Source organism: Pseudomonas sp. IT-P218, assembly GCF_949767605.1.
Taxonomy (GTDB): Bacteria; Pseudomonadota; Gammaproteobacteria; order Pseudomonadales; family Pseudomonadaceae; genus Aquipseudomonas; species Aquipseudomonas putida_AE.
In genome coordinates, this window is the sequence record NZ_CATKQQ010000001.1 from 139,255 (window position 1) to 157,099 (window position 17,845).

General features: G+C 62.0%; 15 protein-coding genes. 7 read left to right on the forward strand and 8 right to left on the reverse strand.

From position 1 onward, the window contains the following. Window positions 1–194: 194 nt before the first annotated feature. From ACM6I6_RS00585 to ACM6I6_RS00595, 3 genes are all read right to left on the reverse strand, one after another. Entirely contained in the window at window positions 195–1,544 is a 1,350-nt protein-coding gene (locus ACM6I6_RS00585; protein WP_414919234.1) for a cation:proton antiporter, read from the reverse strand. A 10-nt stretch (window positions 1,545–1,554) separates the two neighbouring features. Next, a complete protein-coding gene (locus ACM6I6_RS00590) occupies window positions 1,555–2,169 on the reverse strand; it encodes a Yip1 family protein (protein ID WP_274075781.1) in 615 nt (204 codons plus the stop codon). A 97-nt stretch (window positions 2,170–2,266) separates the two neighbouring features. Beyond that, window positions 2,267–3,124 (reverse strand): SDR family oxidoreductase, encoded by an 858-nt coding sequence (locus ACM6I6_RS00595; RefSeq protein ID WP_408596201.1) that lies wholly within the window; start codon window positions 3,122–3,124, stop codon window positions 2,267–2,269. 257 nt (window positions 3,125–3,381) lie between these two features. Between ACM6I6_RS00595 and ACM6I6_RS00600 the strand changes: the two genes are divergently transcribed. The 6 genes from ACM6I6_RS00600 (at window position 3,382) to ACM6I6_RS00625 (ending at window position 10,471) form a co-directional block, all read left to right on the forward strand. Continuing rightward, window positions 3,382–4,398, forward strand: coding sequence for an AraC family transcriptional regulator (locus ACM6I6_RS00600; protein WP_406590818.1), 1,017 nt, complete (start codon window positions 3,382–3,384; stop codon window positions 4,396–4,398). A 262-nt stretch (window positions 4,399–4,660) separates the two neighbouring features. Beyond that, a complete protein-coding gene (locus ACM6I6_RS00605; RefSeq protein WP_323607326.1) occupies window positions 4,661–6,325 on the forward strand; it encodes an AMP-binding protein in 1,665 nt (554 codons plus the stop codon). Window positions 6,326–6,341: 16 nt separating this feature from the next. Beyond that, window positions 6,342–7,103 carry an SDR family NAD(P)-dependent oxidoreductase gene (locus ACM6I6_RS00610; protein ID WP_274075777.1) on the forward strand — a complete coding sequence of 254 codons (762 nt, stop codon included), beginning with the start codon at window positions 6,342–6,344 and terminating at the stop codon, window positions 7,101–7,103. Between the two features lie 12 nt (window positions 7,104–7,115). Beyond that, complete coding sequence (locus ACM6I6_RS00615) at window positions 7,116–8,309, forward strand: acetyl-CoA C-acyltransferase (protein WP_414919235.1); 1,194 nt, start codon at window positions 7,116–7,118, stop codon at window positions 8,307–8,309. Between the two features lie 140 nt (window positions 8,310–8,449). Continuing rightward, window positions 8,450–9,577, forward strand: a complete 1,128-nt coding sequence (locus ACM6I6_RS00620; RefSeq protein ID WP_323626880.1) for an acyl-CoA dehydrogenase — start codon at window positions 8,450–8,452, stop codon at window positions 9,575–9,577. Window positions 9,578–9,697: 120 nt separating this feature from the next. Beyond that, complete coding sequence (locus ACM6I6_RS00625) at window positions 9,698–10,471, forward strand: enoyl-CoA hydratase (RefSeq protein WP_414919236.1); 774 nt, start codon at window positions 9,698–9,700, stop codon at window positions 10,469–10,471. 123 nt (window positions 10,472–10,594) lie between these two features. Here ACM6I6_RS00625 and ACM6I6_RS00630 read toward each other — a convergent pair whose 3' ends face one another. The 5 genes from ACM6I6_RS00630 to ACM6I6_RS00650 form a co-directional block, all read right to left on the reverse strand. After that, a complete protein-coding gene (locus ACM6I6_RS00630) occupies window positions 10,595–11,746 on the reverse strand; it encodes an acyl-CoA dehydrogenase family protein (RefSeq protein WP_414919237.1) in 1,152 nt (383 codons plus the stop codon). A 3-nt stretch (window positions 11,747–11,749) separates the two neighbouring features. Then, window positions 11,750–12,856, reverse strand: coding sequence for an enoyl-CoA hydratase/isomerase family protein (locus tag ACM6I6_RS00635; RefSeq protein WP_274075772.1), 1,107 nt, complete (start codon window positions 12,854–12,856; stop codon window positions 11,750–11,752). 241 nt (window positions 12,857–13,097) lie between these two features. Continuing rightward, window positions 13,098–13,805, reverse strand: a complete 708-nt coding sequence (locus ACM6I6_RS00640) for an HPP family protein (protein ID WP_323607320.1) — start codon at window positions 13,803–13,805, stop codon at window positions 13,098–13,100. Between the two features lie 158 nt (window positions 13,806–13,963). Further along, on the reverse strand, window positions 13,964–15,142 hold the full coding sequence (locus ACM6I6_RS00645; protein ID WP_274075770.1) for an MFS transporter: 1,179 nt from the start codon (window positions 15,140–15,142) through the stop codon (window positions 13,964–13,966). 179 nt (window positions 15,143–15,321) lie between these two features. Beyond that, on the reverse strand, window positions 15,322–16,701 hold the full coding sequence (locus tag ACM6I6_RS00650; RefSeq protein ID WP_414919238.1) for a UDP-glucose dehydrogenase family protein: 1,380 nt from the start codon (window positions 16,699–16,701) through the stop codon (window positions 15,322–15,324). A 185-nt stretch (window positions 16,702–16,886) separates the two neighbouring features. Between ACM6I6_RS00650 and xerC the strand changes: the two genes are divergently transcribed. After that, a complete protein-coding gene (gene xerC, locus ACM6I6_RS00655) occupies window positions 16,887–17,825 on the forward strand; it encodes a site-specific integrase (protein WP_414919239.1) in 939 nt (312 codons plus the stop codon). Window positions 17,826–17,845: the final 20 nt, after the last annotated feature.

The following is a 17,845-nucleotide window of genomic DNA, read 5'->3' on the forward strand; positions in this document are numbered from 1 at the left end:
TCAAGTTGAGGGCAGCGCGAACGGTTTGTACCGCAGGTCACTCATCGTTGTAGAGCATTTGTCGTGCCGCTTTAGCTGCCTCAATAAAGTGTTTTGAAATCAATGGATTATTCGCGCTAATGGCCAATTGGGGCCATGCAGGCTGCATGAGGCAGGGCTTTGACTCATGCACTTCGCCACGGCAAAAGGATCCATCAGGCCGGTGGCGGCTTGTGCCGTTCATAGTGAGCGAGGATCGGTTGGGTACTGATCCCGTGAATCAGGATGCTCAGCGCCACCACCGAGAGCGTGAGGTCGGTGCACAGGGTCGCCATCGACGGCGCGAGGTCGTGGTTCAAGGCGTAGAACAGGTAATAGAAGCTGCCGATGCCGCGAATGCCGAACCAGCCGATCAACAGCCGTTGCTTGCCGTCCAGCAGATTGCCCCAGGGCGCCAACCCTACAATCAGCGGCCGGATCACGCAGAACAGCGCCAGCGCAATCGCCAGCGCGCGCCAGTCCCAATGACCCACCAGCACCACCCCGAGCAGCGTCACCAGAAACACCTCCATGGCCCGCTCGACCAGGCTGCCAAATGACAACATGTCGCCCATCATGATCCCGGCCGCCACCTGCGCGTCCTCCAGATTCGTCACATCGCCATGCACGGCGGCATCGGGTTCGACGTTCTGATGACCGACCACCGGCTGCACCAGGTGTTCGGCCGGCACCTGTGAATGCCCCATCGACTTGACTTCGGCCCGACGCAAGCCCAGGGCCGCCGCGAACACCGACAGGAATCCGTAGCCGTGCACCGCCTCGGCGGCGACATAGGCCAGGGCGATCAGGGCAAAGGTCAGGTAGTCGTTGGGCGACAGGGTGCTGTCGGCATTCCTGATGCGCATGGACAACGTCAGGCGCCCAATGACACGGCCCATGATGTAGCCGACCAGCAAGCCGGCGGGCACCGCCCACAGCAGCCGCTTGAGCGCCCAGTCATCGAGCCAGGCGGTCGAATCACCGCCGCCTTGCTGGATAAACAGCAACCCCAGGATCACAAAAGGAAACGCTATGCCATCGTTGAGCCCGGCCTCCCCGGACAGACCGAAGCGCACGGCGTCGTCGTCCTTGGCATCGTTGACCTGCACCAGCGAGGCCAGTACCGGGTCGGTAGGGGCCAGAATCGCGCCGATCAGCAGGGACGGCCCCCACGGCAGGTCGAAGGCGTAATGCAGCAACAGGCAGACACCAATGATGGTCAGGACCATCACCGGTCCCGCGAGCCCGAAGGCCACGCGCCATTTGCGGTCCCTGAGGGGCAGGCGCAGCTTGAGTCCACAGACGAACAACGAAAAGAGCACCGCGACTTCCGTCAGGTGCTCCATCCAATAGGCGGCATCCTTGATGTCCAGCCTCAGCCAGCCCAGACCTGCCGGCCCGATGGCCACCCCGAGTGTCAGGCACACGGCCGAGGTGGTCACCGGCATCCAGCGCAGGAATGACGAGGTCAGTGCCAGCGTCAGCAGCACGGCGCCCAGCACCGCGACCCAGACAATGAAGCTCATGGCCCGGGGGTCATTGAGTGACGGTAGCGCGCAAGTACTCCGGCGTCAGTACGTTGAACCACAGCAGGATCATGCTCACCAGAATGGTGACCAGGACCAGCAAGCCGACGCCCCAGACGCAAACGGCATTGAGCACGCCTTGCTCCTTGCGCTCGTGCATGAAGGTCGGCAATCCGACAAACAGCAGGAATGTCGAGTAAGCCGAAGCCGCCGCCAGCACCAGGATCGCCAGCCAGCGACTCGGGTACAGGCCGGCAATGCCCGCCAGGAAAAACGGCGTGACCGTGTAGGCGGCAAAACCGATGCACTGGTTGAGCGTCGGGCGTGAGTCGAAGGTGCGCGACATCCAGCGGATGAACACCCCCATGACGGCGACTCCAGCGAGCGTGCACAGATACAGCAAGGCGCACAGGTGCAGCGCGCTACGGTGGCTGAGGCGGACTGTTTCGTTTTCCGCCAGGCTCCAGCCGACGTAGGTGGTGCCAATGAACAGGCAGACGGCGGGGATCAAGGCCAGCAGGATCAAGTGTGCAAGGTAGTGGCGAGGATGCGCTTCTTCTTCCTTGCGAATATCCGTCCACGCGAAGTTCGGCTGAGTGAACAGTTTGACGATAGGTGCGGACATGACGACCTCCAGGTATCGAAAGGCCCGCCGGGGAGGGCCCATGAAGAGTGGAGCGCTGGAGGCCTCGCCAGGTTCCATTTTTAAGGTGCGCTGTGCATCACAGGATCGGTTTGCCCCCGGTTACCCCGAAACGCTGGCCGGTGATGTAGCTGCCTTCGTCCGAGGCCAGCAGCACGTAGATCGGCGCCACTTCCACCGGCTGGCCCGGACGGCCGAGCGGGGTATTGGCGCCGAAATTCTGTACCGTATCCTCGGGCATGGTCGAGACGATCAGCGGCGTCCAGATCGGTCCCGGCGCCACGCTGTTGACCCGGATACCCTTTGGCCCGAGCATCTGCGCCAGGCCAGCGGTGAAGTTGGCGATCGCGCCCTTGGTAGTGGCATAGGCCAGCAGGGTGGGGTTGGGCATGTCGGAGTTGACCGAACTGGTGTTGATGATCGAGCTACCGGGCTGCATGTGCTTGAGCGCCGCCTGGCAGATCCGGAAAATGGCGGTGATGTTGACGTCGAAGGTCATCACCCATTCTTCGTCGGAGATGTCCTCGAGGTTTTCGTGGGTCATCTGGAATGCCGCGTTGTTGACCAGGATGTCGATGCGGCCGAACCGCTCGACCGTTTTCTCCACCAGTGCCTGGCAATGCACCTTGTGCGCCAGGTCACCCGGCAGCAGCAGGCATTGGCGGCCGGCTTGTTCAACCCAGCGTGCGGTTTCCTCTGCATCTTCCTGCTCGTCGAGATAGGCAACGGCCACGTCGGCACCTTCACGGGCGAAGGCAATGGCCACCGCGCGGCCGATGCCGCTATCGCCCCCGGTGATCAGGGCGATCTTGCCGGTCAAGCGACCGGAACCCTTGTAGCTCTGCTCACCGCAGTCCGGATAGGGATCCATTTTGCGTTGGGAGCCCGGGACGGGTTGCTGTTGTTTGGGGAAGGGTGGTTTTGGGTAGTCGTTCATCATCGATCTCCGGGTTCAAGGATGGGGGAGTCATAGGGTTGACCCTGGCCTTTTGTGCGGAGTTCGGTTGGATAGTGTCCTGATGACGGGTGAAAACCTTGTAGGAGCTGGCTTGCCAGCGAAGGCGCCCGAAAAGACCAACGCAATGTTCAAGGACACCTTCGCCGGCAAGCCGGGCTCCTACAGGTATCTGCGCCGACCGGGCGGCTGCGCTAATATGCCCACCACTCAAACAAGAACAAGGCTCGCCTCGCGCAATGTCGGAAAAAGACACCATTTCCATTCAACTGGTGCGTGAAGCGCTGTTGCAAAGTTGCGCCCCGGGCGCGGCCACCGATGAGGTGTTGGGCAAGGTCGGCATTGATCCGGCGTTGCTCGGCAGTAGTGACGCGCGGGTTCCCGCCAGTGCTTATGCGCGCCTGTGGCGCTTGCTGGCCCGGCGAGGGGATGACGAGTTCTTTGGCATGGACCCGCGCAAGCTCAAGTCCGGCAGCCTGGAGTTCCTCTGTCGCTGTGCCATGGTCCAGCCGAGCCTGGCGGCCGGGCTCGGCAGCGGCCTGGGTTTCCTGTCGTTGATGCTCGAACGCATGCCCGCCGAGCTTGTGCATCAGCAAAGCCTGGCGGAAATCGTCTTGCTCGAAGACGACCACGAGCCGCGCCGGGCCTTCACGTACTTCACCTACTGGATGATCGTGCACGGCGTGGCCTGTTGGCTGGCCGGACGGCGAATTCCGATCCTGGCGATCGAGCTGCGCTGTGCCCAGCCGGATTTCTGCGATGATTATCAGGTGATGTTCTCCGAGAACCTGCGCTTCGACCGACCGCGCACGCGGATGATCTTTTCCGCGGACTGCCTGGGTTTGCCGATCAAGCGCAGCGTCGAAGAGCTGCGGCGCTTCCTGGCCCATGCGCCGGCCAACATCCTGGTCAAGTACCGCGATCCGCAAAGCCTGGCCAGCCGGATCAAGCAGGACTTGCGGCAACTGCCCGCGGAGCACTGGCCGGAGACCGAAACCCTGGCGCAACGCCTGTGCATGTCGGCCTCGACCCTGCGCCGGCGCCTGGCCGAGGAGGGGCAGACGTACCAGGGGCTAAAGGACAGCGTGCGCAAGGAGCTGGCCATCGCCTGGCTGGCCGAACCGGCCATCAGCTTCGCCGAAATCGCCACCCGCCTGGGGTTTGCCGATGCAAGCTCGTTCTACAAGGCGTTTCGTAAATGGTCGGGGTCCAATCCCGGGCATTACCGCAGTTTGATTCTCAACGAAGCCAGTTGATCTGGATTTCTGGTCGTATGGGCGGGCCTCTTCGCCTGTAGCAGCGAGCTTGCTCGCGATGGTCGTGAACGATGACCCTGGGAGCCTGATGCCCCGCGGTGTTCTCACGCCCATCGCGAGCAAGCTCGCTCCTGCAGCCTTGGCCAAACCAGTCAGACAACTTGATAACTTTGACCATTGCCCGACACCCCGCGCAGAGCGAGTATTTCCCTGTTGGTTACGGTTCCCCCCACCTAACAAAAAATACAGAGGGATTCTGGCAATGCGCGATTACTTGTCTGCCGTTTCACAGTTCAATTATCAGCACACCGTCGATGCCGCACTCGCCGGCAATCTGACCGCCCTCAACGCCTGCATCGAATGTTGCGACCGGCATGCGCTGCCGGGGCGTATCGCGCTGTTCTGGGAAGGCCGTGATGGCTCCAGCGCGACCTACACCTTCAACGACCTGCAGGACAAGGCCGCGCGTTTTGCCAACTTCCTGTTGTCCCAGGGCGTGAAGAAAGGCGACAAGGTCGCCGGTCTCCTGCCACGCAACATCGAATTGCTGATCACCGTGTTCGCCACCTGGCGCATCGGCGCGGTCTATCAACCCTTGTTTACCGCCTTCGGTCCCAAGGCCATCGAACATCGCCTGGGCAGTTCCGGGGCGAAAGTGGTGGTCACCGACGCGGTCAATCGCTCGAAACTGGCGGAAGTCGCCGACTGCCCGACCATCGTCACAGTCGCCGGCCCCAAAGGGCAGGGCATAGTCCGTGGGGACTACAGCTTCTGGGCCGAACTGGCCAACCACTCCCATGTCTGCGAACCGGTGCTGTTGACCGGCGAAGACCCGTTCCTGCTGATGTTCACCTCGGGTACCACCGGCCCTTCGAAAGCCCTGTCGGTACCGCTCAAGGCCATCGTCGCCTTCCAGAGCTACACCCGTGACGCGGTGGACCTGCGCCCTGAGGACGCCTTCTGGAACTTGGCCGACCCGGGCTGGGCCTACGGCATCTATTTCGGCGTCACCGGCCCCCTGTCCATGGGCCACCCGATCACCTTCTACGATGGCCCGTTTACCCTGGAAAGCACCTGCCGGGTGATCAACAAATACGGGATCACCAACCTCACCGGCTCACCAACCGCGTATCGCCTGCTGATCGCCGGTGGCGACGAATTCGCCCGGTCGATCAAGGGCAAGCTGCGCATCGTCAGCAGCGCCGGCGAGCCGCTGAACCCGGAAGTGATCCGCTGGTTCGCCGATAACCTGGACGTGGTCATCCATGACCATTACGGCCAGACCGAACTGGGCATGGTGCTGTGCAACCACCATGGCCTGGAGCACTCGATCCACATGGGAGCCGCCGGTTTTGCTTCGCCGGGCCACCGCATCGTGGTGCTGGACGACGATCACCAGGAACTGGGCGTTGGCCAACCGGGCATCCTGGCCATCGACCGCACCCAGTCGCCGATGTGCTGGTTCGCCGGCTACGAAGGCGCACCGACCAAGGCCTTTGTCGGCAATTACTATTTGAGCGGCGACACGGTGGAGTGGAACCCGGACGGCAGCATCAGCTTCGTTGGCCGCAGTGACGATGTGATCACCACCTCCGGGTACCGCGTCGGCCCTTTCGATGTGGAAAGCGCTCTGATCGAGCACCCGGCGGTGGTCGAAGCCGCGGTGATCGGCAAACCCGATCCGGAGCGAACCGAACTGGTCAAGGCCTTCGTCGTGCTCAGCGCGCAATACCGTGCCGCGCCAGAGTTGGCCGAAGAGCTGCGCCAACACGTGCGCAAGCGCCTGGCGGCTCACTCCTATCCCCGGGAAATAGAATTTGTCAGCGAGTTGCCGAAAACCCCAAGCGGCAAATTGCAGCGCTTTATCTTGCGCAACCAGGAAATCGCCAAGGCTCAAGAGGCCGCCGCGAAGAACGTTTCAGCTTGAATCGAAGGACACAATGATGCAGATCGAAAACAAGGTTTTTCTCGTCACCGGCGGTGCTTCCGGCCTCGGTGCGGCCACCGCTGAAATGCTGGTCGCAGCCGGCGCCAAGGTGATGCTGGTGGACATGAACGCCGAAGCCGTCGCGGCCCAGGCCCAGCGCCTGGGCGCGCAAAGCGTGGTCGCCGACATCAGCAACGAAGCGGCGGCAGAAGCGGCGGTGCAGGCAACGGTCAAGGCATTCGGTGGCCTCAACGGGCTGGTCAACTGTGCCGGCATCGTGCGTGGCGAGAAGATCCTCGGCAAGAACGGTCCGCACGCGCTGGCAAGCTTCAGCCAGGTGATCAACGTCAACCTGATCGGCAGCTTCAACATGCTGCGCCTGGCGTCGGCGGCGATTGCCGAAACCGAAGCGGACGCCGATGGCGAGCGCGGCGTGATCATCAACACCGCCTCGGCGGCGGCCTATGACGGCCAGATCGGCCAGGCGGCCTACGCCGCGTCGAAAGGCGCCATCGTCAGCCTGACCTTGCCGGCCGCCCGTGAACTGGCGCGCTTCGGCATCCGCGTGATGACCATCGCCCCGGGCATTTTCGAAACGCCGATGATGGCCGGCATGACCCAGGAAGTGCGCGACTCCCTGGCCGCTGGCGTGCCGTTTCCGCCGCGCCTGGGCAAACCTGCCGAATATGCCCGGCTGGTAAGGCATATCATTGAAAACAGCATGCTCAATGGCGAGGTGATCCGTCTCGACGGTGCCTTGCGCATGGCCGCCAAGTAAGGAGGATTTGTCATGACCCTTTCCAACGATCCGATTGTTATCGTCAGCGCCGTGCGCACCCCGATGGGTGGTTTCCAGGGCGAACTGAAAAGCCTCACGGCGCCGCAACTCGGTGCCGCCGCGATCAAGGCCGCGGTGGAGCGTGCTGGCGTTGCCAGTGATGGCGTCGACGAAGTGTTGTTCGGCTGCGTACTGCCGGCCGGCCAGGGCCAGGCCCCTGCACGTCAGGCGGCGCTCGGCGCCGGGCTGGATAAATCGACCCGTTGCACCACCCTCAACAAGATGTGCGGCTCGGGCATGGAAGCGGCCATCCTGGCCCACGACATGCTGGTGGCTGGCAGCGCCGAGGTGGTGGTCGCCGGTGGCATGGAAAGCATGTCCAACGCACCATACCTGCTGGACCGCGCCCGCAGCGGCTACCGCATGGGGCACGGCCGGGTACTGGATTCGATGTTCCTCGACGGCCTCGAAGACGCCTACGACAAGGGGCGCCTGATGGGCACCTTCGCCGAAGACTGCGCCGAAACCAACGGCTTCAGTCGTGAGGCCCAGGATGCGTTCGCGGTGGCTTCGACCACCCGCGCCCAGCAGGCGATCAAGGACGGCAGCTTCAAGGACGAGATCGTGCCCTTGACCGTCACCGTCGGCAAAGAGCAGGTGACGATCAGCCATGACGAGCAGCCGCCAAAAGCCCGACTGGACAAGATCGCTTCGCTGAAACCGGCGTTCCGTGATGGCGGTACCGTGACGGCGGCCAACTCCAGTTCGATCTCCGACGGTGCGGCGGCACTGGTGCTGATGCGCCGTTCCGAGGCCGACAAGCGTGGCCTCAAGCCGCTGGCGGTGATCCATGGCCACGCGGCCTTCGCCGATACCCCGAGCCTGTTCCCGGTGGCACCGGTGGGCGCGATCGAAAAACTGATGAAGAAAACCGGTTGGTCGCTGAACGAAGTCGATCTGGTGGAAGTCAACGAAGCCTTCGCCGTGGTCAGCCTGGTGACCATGACCAAGCTGGAAATCCCCCACGAAAAACTCAACGTGCACGGCGGCGCGTGCGCTCTCGGCCACCCGATCGGGGCGTCCGGCGCGCGGATCCTCGTGACCCTGCTCTCGGCCCTGCGCCAGAAAGGCTTGAAGCGTGGCGTTGCAGCGATCTGCATCGGTGGCGGCGAAGCCACGGCGATGGCCGTGGAATGCCTTTACTAGGCCAACCCCACCCCTGTGGGAGCCAGCCTGCTGGCGATGACGGTGTGTCATGAAAGTAGATATTGACTGACACGACGCCATCGCCAGCAGGCTGGCTCCCACAGGGTTTTGTGTCGTACCCCGGATTCTAAGGATTCACCATGATCCCCAATGACGAACAACAGCAGATACGCGACGCGGCCCGGGACTTTGCCCAGGAACGCCTGAAACCCTTCGCCGCCGAATGGGACCGTGAACACCGCTTCCCCAAGGAAGCCATCGCCGAAATGGGCGAGCTGGGCTTCTTCGGCATGCTGGTGCCGGAGCAGTGGGGCGGTTGCGAGACCGGTTACCTGGCCTACGCCATGGCCCTGGAAGAAATCGCCGCGGGCGACGGAGCCTGCTCGACCATCATGAGCGTACACAACTCGGTCGGTTGCGTGCCTATCCTCAATTACGGCAATGCCGACCAGAAAGAGCGCTTCCTCAAGCCCCTGGCCAGTGGCGCCATGCTCGGTGCTTTCGCGCTGACCGAACCCCAGGCCGGTTCCGATGCCAGCGGCTTGAAAACCCGTGCCCGTTTGGACGGCGATCACTACGTGCTCAACGGCTGCAAACAATTCATCACCTCGGGGCAGAACGCCGGGATCGTGATCGTGTTCGCCGTGACCGACCCGACTGCCGGCAAACGCGGCATCACCGCATTCATCGTGCCCACCGATTCGCCGGGCTACAAAGTCGCCCGGGTCGAGGACAAGCTTGGCCAGCACGCCTCGGACACCTGCCAGATTCTCTTCGAAGACGTGAAAGTGCCGGTAGCCAACCGTTTGGGCGAAGAGGGTGAAGGCTACAAGATCGCCCTGGCCAACCTCGAAGGCGGGCGCGTCGGCATTGCCTCGCAATCGGTGGGCATGGCCCGCGCCGCATTCGAAGCGGCCCGCGACTACGCCCGCGAGCGCGAGAGCTTCGGCAAGCCGATCATCGAGCACCAGGCCGTGGCGTTCCGCCTGGCGGACATGGCGACCCAGATCGCCGTGGCGCGGCAGATGGTGCATTACGCGGCGGCCTTGAGAGACAGCGGCAAGCCGGCGTTGGTGGAAGCCTCGATGGCCAAGCTGTTCGCCTCGGAAATGGCCGAGAAGGTATGCTCCTCGGCGCTGCAAACCCTTGGCGGTTACGGTTACCTGAACGACTTCCCGCTGGAGCGGATCTACCGCGACGTGCGGGTCTGCCAGATCTACGAAGGCACCAGCGATATTCAACGCATGGTCATTTCACGCAACCTCTAAAATGGAACCCCTGTAGGAGCTGCCGCAGGCTGCGATCTTTTGATCTTGATCGTTAAAATCAAAAGATCGCAGCCTGCGGCAGCTCCTACAGGGATCGAGTGCTTAGCAGGAGTCATTTACATGAGTTATGAAACGATTTTGCTGGAAACCCACGGCCGTGTGGGTCTGATTACTTTGAACCGCCCACAGGCGCTGAACGCGTTGAACGCGCAGATCGTCAGGGAACTGAACCAGGCCCTCGACGGCTTCGAGGCGGACTCGAACATCGGCTGCATCGTCCTGACCGGTTCGAAAAAGGCCTTTGCCGCCGGTGCCGACATCAAGGAAATGGCCGAGCTGACCTATCCGCAGATCTATATCGACGACCTGTTCAGCGACAGCGACCGCGTGGCCAACCGCCGCAAGCCGATCATCGCCGCCGTCAACGGTTTCGCCCTGGGCGGCGGCTGTGAACTGGCGCTGATGTGCGATTTCATCCTGGCTGGCGACAACGCCAGGTTCGGCCAACCGGAAATCAACCTCGGCGTATTGCCGGGCATGGGCGGCACCCAGCGCCTGACCCGTGCCGTGGGCAAGGCCAAGGCCATGGAAATGTGCCTGAGCGGGCGCTTGATCGATGCCGTGGAAGCGGAACGTTGCGGCATCGTGGCGCGCATCGTGCCGAGCGATGAGTTGCTGGATGAAGCGCTGAAAGTCGCGGCGCTGATCGCTAAAAAGTCCCTGCCGATCGCGATGATGGTCAAGGAAAGCGTCAACCGGGCTTTTGAAGTGAGCCTGTCGGAAGGCGTGCGCTTTGAGCGTCGGGTGTTCCATGCGGCGTTCGCGACGCAGGATCAGAAGGAAGGGATGGCGGCGTTTATTGCCAAGCGTGAGGCCGAGTTCCAAGGTAAGTAATGTAGCGTTATTGCGTGCCTCTTCGCTGGCAAGCCAGCTCCTACAGGTTTCGGTGTGTACACAATATGTGTGACCGACCGAGAACCCTGTAGGAGCTGGCTTGCCAGCGAAGCTTTTAAGGCTTCAGACCAGATAGTTCTTCAGTTCACGGGCAATCACCATCCGCTGAATCTCGCTCGACCCTTCATAGATCTGCGTGATCCGCGCATCCCGGTAATACTTCTCGACCGGGTAATCCTCCAGATACCCATACCCGCCATGAATCTGAATCGCTGAGGAGCAGACTTTCTCGGCCATTTCCGAGGCAAACAGCTTGGCCTGCGAGGCCTCCGACAGACACGGCTTGCCCGCCGTGCGCAGGCGAGCGGCGTGAAGGATCATCAACCGCGCGGCGTTCAACTGCATGTGCATGTCGGCCAGCAGGTTGGCGATGCTCTGGTGTTCATTGATGGTTTTGCCAAACTGCACACGATCGCGGGAATAGGCCAGCGCCGCTTCGAACGCCGCGCGAGCAATGCCCAGCGCCTGGGCGGCGATGCCGATGCGGCCGCCTTCGAGGTTGGACAGGGCAATGGCCAGGCCCTTGCCGCGCTCGCCGAGCAGATTGGCCTCGGGGATGGTGCAGTTGTTCAGGGTGACCGCACAGGTATCGGAGGCGCGGATGCCCATCTTGTGTTCGGTGCGGTCGACGACGAAGCCAGGGGTGTCGGTTGGCACCAGGAACGCCGAGATTCCGCGCTTGCCCAGGTCCGGGTCGGTCACCGCAAACACGATCGCCAGCTTGGCCCGCTTGCCGTTGCTGACGAACTGCTTGGCGCCATTGATCACCCACTGACCGTCGCGCAATTCGGCGCGGGTGCGCAGGTTGTGCGCTTCGGAGCCGGCTTGGGGTTCGGTCAGGCAGAAGCAACCGATGACCTGGCCGCTGGCGAGGTCCGCCAGCCAGGTCTGTTTCTGTTCTTCGCTGCCGTAGTTGAGCACCGGCCCGCAGCCCACAGAGTTGTGGATGCTCATGAACGCGCCGGTGGCGCCGTCGCCGGCCGAGATCTCTTCCACCGCCAGGGCATAAGCGACGTAGTCGACATAAGTGCCGCCCCATTCCTCGGGCACCACCATGCCCAGCAGGCCCAATTCACCCATCTTCGCCACCAGGGCGTCGTCGATCCAGCCGGCCTTTTCCCAAGCCTGGGCGTGGGGCGCGATTTCGCCACGGGCAAAGTCCCGGGCCATGTCGCGGATCATGACCTGTTCTTCGGTCAATTCGAGATCGTGCATGGTTCAGCTCCCGCTCTCATCGAAACCGTTGAAGAAGCTCGCCACGTGTTCGGCGTCCAGCGCCTGCAGGGTAGGCGGGTTCCAGCGCGGGTTCTTGTCTTTGTCGATCAGCAAGGCGCGCACGCCTTCGATCAGGTCGCCGCGCTCGAACCACTGGCGGTCCAGGTGCAGCTCAAGGGCAAAACACTGTTCAAGGCTCAGGTGCCGACCGCGCCGGAGCATTTCCAGGGTTACGCCCATGGCCAGGGGCGAGCGGGTCTGCAGCAGGTCGGCGGTGCTCAACGCCCACTCATGGCTGTCGGCGACCGTGACCTCGCGCAGTTGCTCCACAATACTCGGCACATCGGGCAAGGCGAAGAAGTGGTCGATAGCCGGGCGCAAGGCGGCCAGCGGTGCATCGGGCAACTGTTGCACGGCGAGTTTCGCCAGCAGGCCCTGAAGATCCTTCAGGGGCGTGTCACGCCATTGCAGTTGATCGAGTTTTTCATCCAGCGTGGCGAGTTTGCCGCTGTCCAGGTACCAGTCGGCCAGCCCGCAGTACAGCGCATCGGCCGCGCGGATCTGCACGCCGCTGACGCCCAGGTAGATCCCCAGTTCACCGGGGATGCGTGGCAGGAAGTAGCTGCCGCCCACATCCGGGAAATAACCGATGCCGACTTCAGGCATCGCCAGGCGACTTTTCTCGGTGACCACCCGCAGGTCGGCGCCTTGCACCAGGCCCATGCCGCCACCCAGGACAAAACCGTCCATCAAGGCCAGCACCGGTTTGCGGTAATGATGAATCGCGAGGTCGAGGGCGTATTCCTCGACGAAGAAATCTTCGTGCAGCGTATCGCCGCCCTTGAAGCTGTCGTACAGCGAGCGAATGTCGCCACCGGCACAAAAGGCTTTTTCGCCGGCACCGCGCAGCACCACCGCATGCACCTGTTCATCCTGTGCCCAGGCGTCCAGCTGACGCTGCAGGTTGCGCACCATCTCGAGGGTGATGGCGTTAAGGCCGGCGGGGCGGTTGAGGGTCAGGTGACCGATGTGGTTGCGAACCTCGGCCAGCACTTCGTTTTGCGTGGCATCCATTGACGAAGTCGCTGGAGAAGAAACCTGAGCAGTCATCACTAACTCCCTGCTTTTATTGTTCTTTATTAAGAAGCTCGCGCGCGAGCGATGCTGGATCGTACCAGTGCAAATTTGCCTTGTACAACCGGGATATGTGCAGGTGCTGTCTGCATTTTTGCAGCGGCTTTTGTAGGAGCGAGCTTGCTCGCGATGGTCGTGAACGATAACGCGTAAACCATTGGTGCAGCGGTGCCTTGATGTTTTTCGCGAGCAAGCTCGCTCCAACAGATGAGCCGATTCAGGCGCTACGGCTCAACACCTCACCAATACTGCGACGCCTGGCCTGCAACTCAGTGGCATGGATCAGCTGTTCAAGATCTTCGGGTGTGACGTCGATGAAGGCTTCCATTTGCGCCAGGGCCAATTTCAGATCCTGGGCGGTGATTGCCTGGCTGTCGATTGGAGGGTGGTCAGCCGGGACCACGGCGACCGGCTCGCTGGCACGCTTGGGATATCGAATGCGCGTCAGGTTGTTATAGGCCAGGGCGCTGAGCAGCATGGTCGATGCGGCCAGCATCACCGGACCCAGGGCTTTCCAGTCCATGGCAATGGTCGCCGGGTCCGCCAGGACCATTAGCAAAGCCAGCGCCCCGGCCGGTGGATGCAGGCAGCGCAGCCAGCACATCAGGATCAGCGCCATGCCCGCCGCCAGGCAGGCGCTGCCCAGGGTCCGGCCCAGCACGTGGGCCACCAGCAGCGCGACCACTGCGGCGCTCAAGTAACCGCCGAGTATCGACCAGGGTTGCGCGAGCGCACCGGAAGATACCGCAAACAGCAACACCGCCGAGGCACCCAGCGGGCCCACCAGGTGCTGCGCCACTGGCATGCCGAATACCTGGGCGCACAGCCAGACGCTGAACATCGTCCCCAGCGCCATGCCGATGGCAGCACGACTCCATTCTGAAGGGCGGGTGTTGACGGCGGCGGGCAACCAGCGAGCTAGCATGATGAACAGCGTTCCTTTGAAAACCTGAGGAAAAAAAAAGGCTTGTCTGGGAAATCCAGAAAGCCCTTGAAGTCGTTCCAACTATTGGGGGAGGAACGACGACAGTGTGCCGATCATTGCCGATGATGACAAATTCATATTAATGAAGCTTCAGTTCATTATTTCTGATGTATCGCCACACGCCGTCCACTCATGAAACACAGGAACCCGCCCAGGGCCGTCAGCGCGCTCAAGGCATAGAACATGGTCGGGGCCGGGGTGTGCATCAACAGGAAACCGCAGATCACCGGGCTCAGCGCGCCACCGAGGGCGGCCAGGTTCTGCGCGCCGTAGTAGCTGCCGCGCAGTTCTTCCGGGGCCAGGGTGTCGACGAAGAGGAATTCGGCCGGGTAGATGATCATTTCGCCGAGGGTGAAGATGAACATCGCCACGCACCAACTGACCATGCTGTCGGCCACGCTGAAGCCGATCAATCCGAGGATGAACAGACCGGTGCCGCCGGCAATCCAGAAGCGCAGTTTTTCACGGTTGAGGAACCGACCGATTTGGTACTGCAACAGGATCACGCTTATGGCGTTGCAGGCCAGCAGTGCCGCCATGATCTCCAAAGTGCGCCTGGAATCCTGGGTCACCAGCAGGTATTGCGATAGGTACAGGGTGAAACGCCCGTGCACCACGGTGCTGAGCAGGCAGCCGCAGGTGAACATGATCAGGGTGCGGTCGTTCTTCAGGGTGACCAGGGTCTTGAGGAAGCTCTGCGGTTGGCCGATGGTCGGTGCCTGCGCCGAATCCCTGGGGATGCCCAGCATCAGGAAGATGCTGGTGAAGGCGATACCGCCTGCGATCAGGAAGGGTGCGATCGGATAGACCCCGGCCATCACCACGCCGAACATTGGGCCGGTGGCGTAGCCGATGTTGGTCAGGGTATAACGCAGCGAAAACGCCTTGGCGCGCTGGCCCACGGGCAGGTTTTCGCTCAGGATCGCCTTGGAGCCGATGAGGAACAACGCCGAGGCCGTTTCGGAAATGACCAGCGTCAGGGTGGCCAGGTAAAGGTTTTCGGCAAAGGCCAGCAACACGAAGCCGATGGCGCTGGAGAGCATCGTGAGGATCAGCAGCCGGCGTTTTTCCAGACGGTCGATGACGTAGCCGCCGTACAGGGCGAGCAGGGTGGCGATGAACACCGCGATACCCAGCAGCAGGCCGACGTCCTGTTGGTTGAGGCCCAGTTTGTCGCTTAGAAACAGGGTGAGCAGCGGACTGATGATGGCGCGGCTGACAACGATGGTCAGCGAAACGATCATCAGCCGGCGAACAACGAGCGAGTAGGTGGCCACGGTGGGGTAAATGTCCTTATTCAGATGGCAGCTTCCGTGCTTGCCATCCTCAGGCAGATGCGGGCTCACTTCAAGGCGAATTCACACTATCCCTGTAGGAGCTGCCGCAGGCTGCGATCCTTTGATTTTTTGAAAGCAAGATCAAGAGATCGCGGCCTGCGGCAGCTCCGACAGGGGGATTAGGCGACCACCTGCGCCGCAGGCCATTGCTGATACGGAATCGGCAACTTGCGCGACTCGCCGCGGCCCATCGGGAAGTACATGAAACCATTGCGCGCCAGGCGCTCGGCATCGTACAGGTTGCGGCCATCGAAGATCACCGGCGCATTGAGGCGCTGGCGGATCAGATCGAAATCCGGCGCCTTGAATTGTTGCCACTCGGTGCAGATGATCAGCGCGTCCGCACCGTTGAGCACCGATTCCGGCGTGCCCATGAGCATCAACCGGGTTTCATCGGGATACAACTGCTGGGTTTGCTGCATGGCTTCAGGGTCGAATGCCCGCACATTGGCACCGGCGGCCCATAACGACTCGAGCAACAGGCGGCTCGGTGCATTGCGCATGTCGTCGGTGTTGGGCTTGAAGGCCAGGCCCCAGACGGCGAAGGTCTTGCCCCGCAGCTCGCCTTTGTAGAAGGCCTTGAGGCGCTCGAACAGCTTGTGTTTCTGCCGCTGGTTGATGGCTTCCACCGCTTGCAGCAGGTCGCTGGAACAATGGGCCTGTTCGGCGCTGTGAATCAGGGCGCGCATGTCCTTGGGGAAGCAGGAGCCGCCATAACCGCAGCCGGGGTAGATGAAGTGGTAGCCGATGCGCGAGTCGGCGCCGATGCCCAGGCGCACCGATTCGATGTCGGCACCCAGGTGTTCGGCCAGCTCGGCGATCTGGTTGATGAAGCTGATCTTGGTCGCCAGCATGCAGTTGGCGGCGTATTTGGTCAGCTCGGCGCTGCGCAAATCCATAAACATGATGCGTTCATGGTTGCGGTTGAACGGCGCGTACAGGTCACGCATCACCTCACGCACTTCTTCGCGTTCACAGCCCACGACGATACGGTCCGGGCGCCGGCAATCGGCCACGGCCGAGCCTTCCTTGAGAAACTCGGGATTGGAGACGATATCGAACTGCAACAGGCGTCCGACCTTGATCAGGCACTTGTCGATATGCGCGCGCAGGGCATCGCCGGTGCCCACCGGCACCGTGGACTTCTCCACCAGGATCAGCGGTTGTTCACGGTGCCGTGCCACCGCTTCGCCCACCGCCATCACCTGGCTCAGGTCAGCCGAGCCATCGTCCCGGGACGGTGTGCCGACCGCGATGAACAGCACCTGGCCATGTTGCACCGCGAGTTTCTCATCGCTGGTGAACTGTAACCGTCGGGCATCCAGGCCTTCGCGTACCAGGCTGGCCAGCCCCGGTTCGAAAATGCTCACGTGGCCCTGTTGCAGGCATTCGACCTTTTTCTCGTCGACGTCCATGCAGACCACGTCGTGGCCGACTTCAGCCAATACCGCCGCTTGCACCAGGCCTACATAACCGCTACCGAACACACTGATTCTCATGGTTTGCTCCTGCCCCGATCGAGTCCGGTCAAGGTTTAGCAATGCCATGTTTCAATTCGGCTATCGGCGTCACACCGGCCGTTGGTCGGCAGGGCATTTGACTTTCCCAGCCGTGACCGGCAGCGTAGCGGCCATTCCTGTCGCCATGGCGTTTTCTGTTTCCTCTTTATCCAAGGCCGTTTCGTTTGACTGACTTACCCGATACTGATCCAAGTGCCCTCAGACCCAATCCGCTAACCCTGTATCTCGCACGACTGGCGCCCTCCAGCCAACTGACCATGCGTTATGTCCTGCAGGACGCCGCCGATCGCCTGGGCTTCGAAGAAATGAATGTCGAGGAGATCGCCTGGCACGACCTGCAACCCGAAGATGTCATCGCCCTGGTCGCCGCCTTGCGCACCGACGGTTATGCGCCCAACACGTCGTCGTTGTACGTCAATGCGGTGCGCGGGGTAATGAACGAAGCGTGGCGCATGAGCCTGATCAGCCAGGAGCACTTGTTGAAAATGCGCTCGGTCAAGGGCATCGCCGGTACGCGCCTGTCCCAGGGGCGCAACCTGCGGCGCTCATTGATCCAGGAACTGATGGAGGTTTGCGCCGCTGATCCTCGGCCACAGGGCAAGCGGGACGCCGCCGTTATCGCGATCCTGTACGGTTCGGGCATGCGTAAATCGGAGTCGGTGAATCTCGACCTCAATCAGCTCGACTTCAATGAGCGCAGCCTGCGCGTCACTGCCAAGGGCAACAAGCAGTTGATCAAGTACGCCCCGGCCTGGGCGTTCGCCAAGCTCGATGCCTGGCTGGAACTGCGCCGCTCGATGCTCAAGGAAGGCGAAGAGGACGACCCGTTCCTGTTCAATCGTATCCGCCGTGGCAGTCACATCACCCGCGAGCGCATCACCAAGCACGCGATCTATTACATCGCCCGGCAGCGGGGCGCGCAGGTGGGGGTGAAAATCATGCCGCATGATTTTCGCCGCTCGTTCATCACCCGGGTGATCGAAGAACACGACCTGTCCATCGCGCAAAAACTGGCCCATCACAGCAACATCCAGACCACCGCCAACTACGATGTGCGCGACGACAACGAGCGCCGTCGTGCGGTGGATCGCTTCGATCTTTGACGGCCATGCTCCAGGTTCGA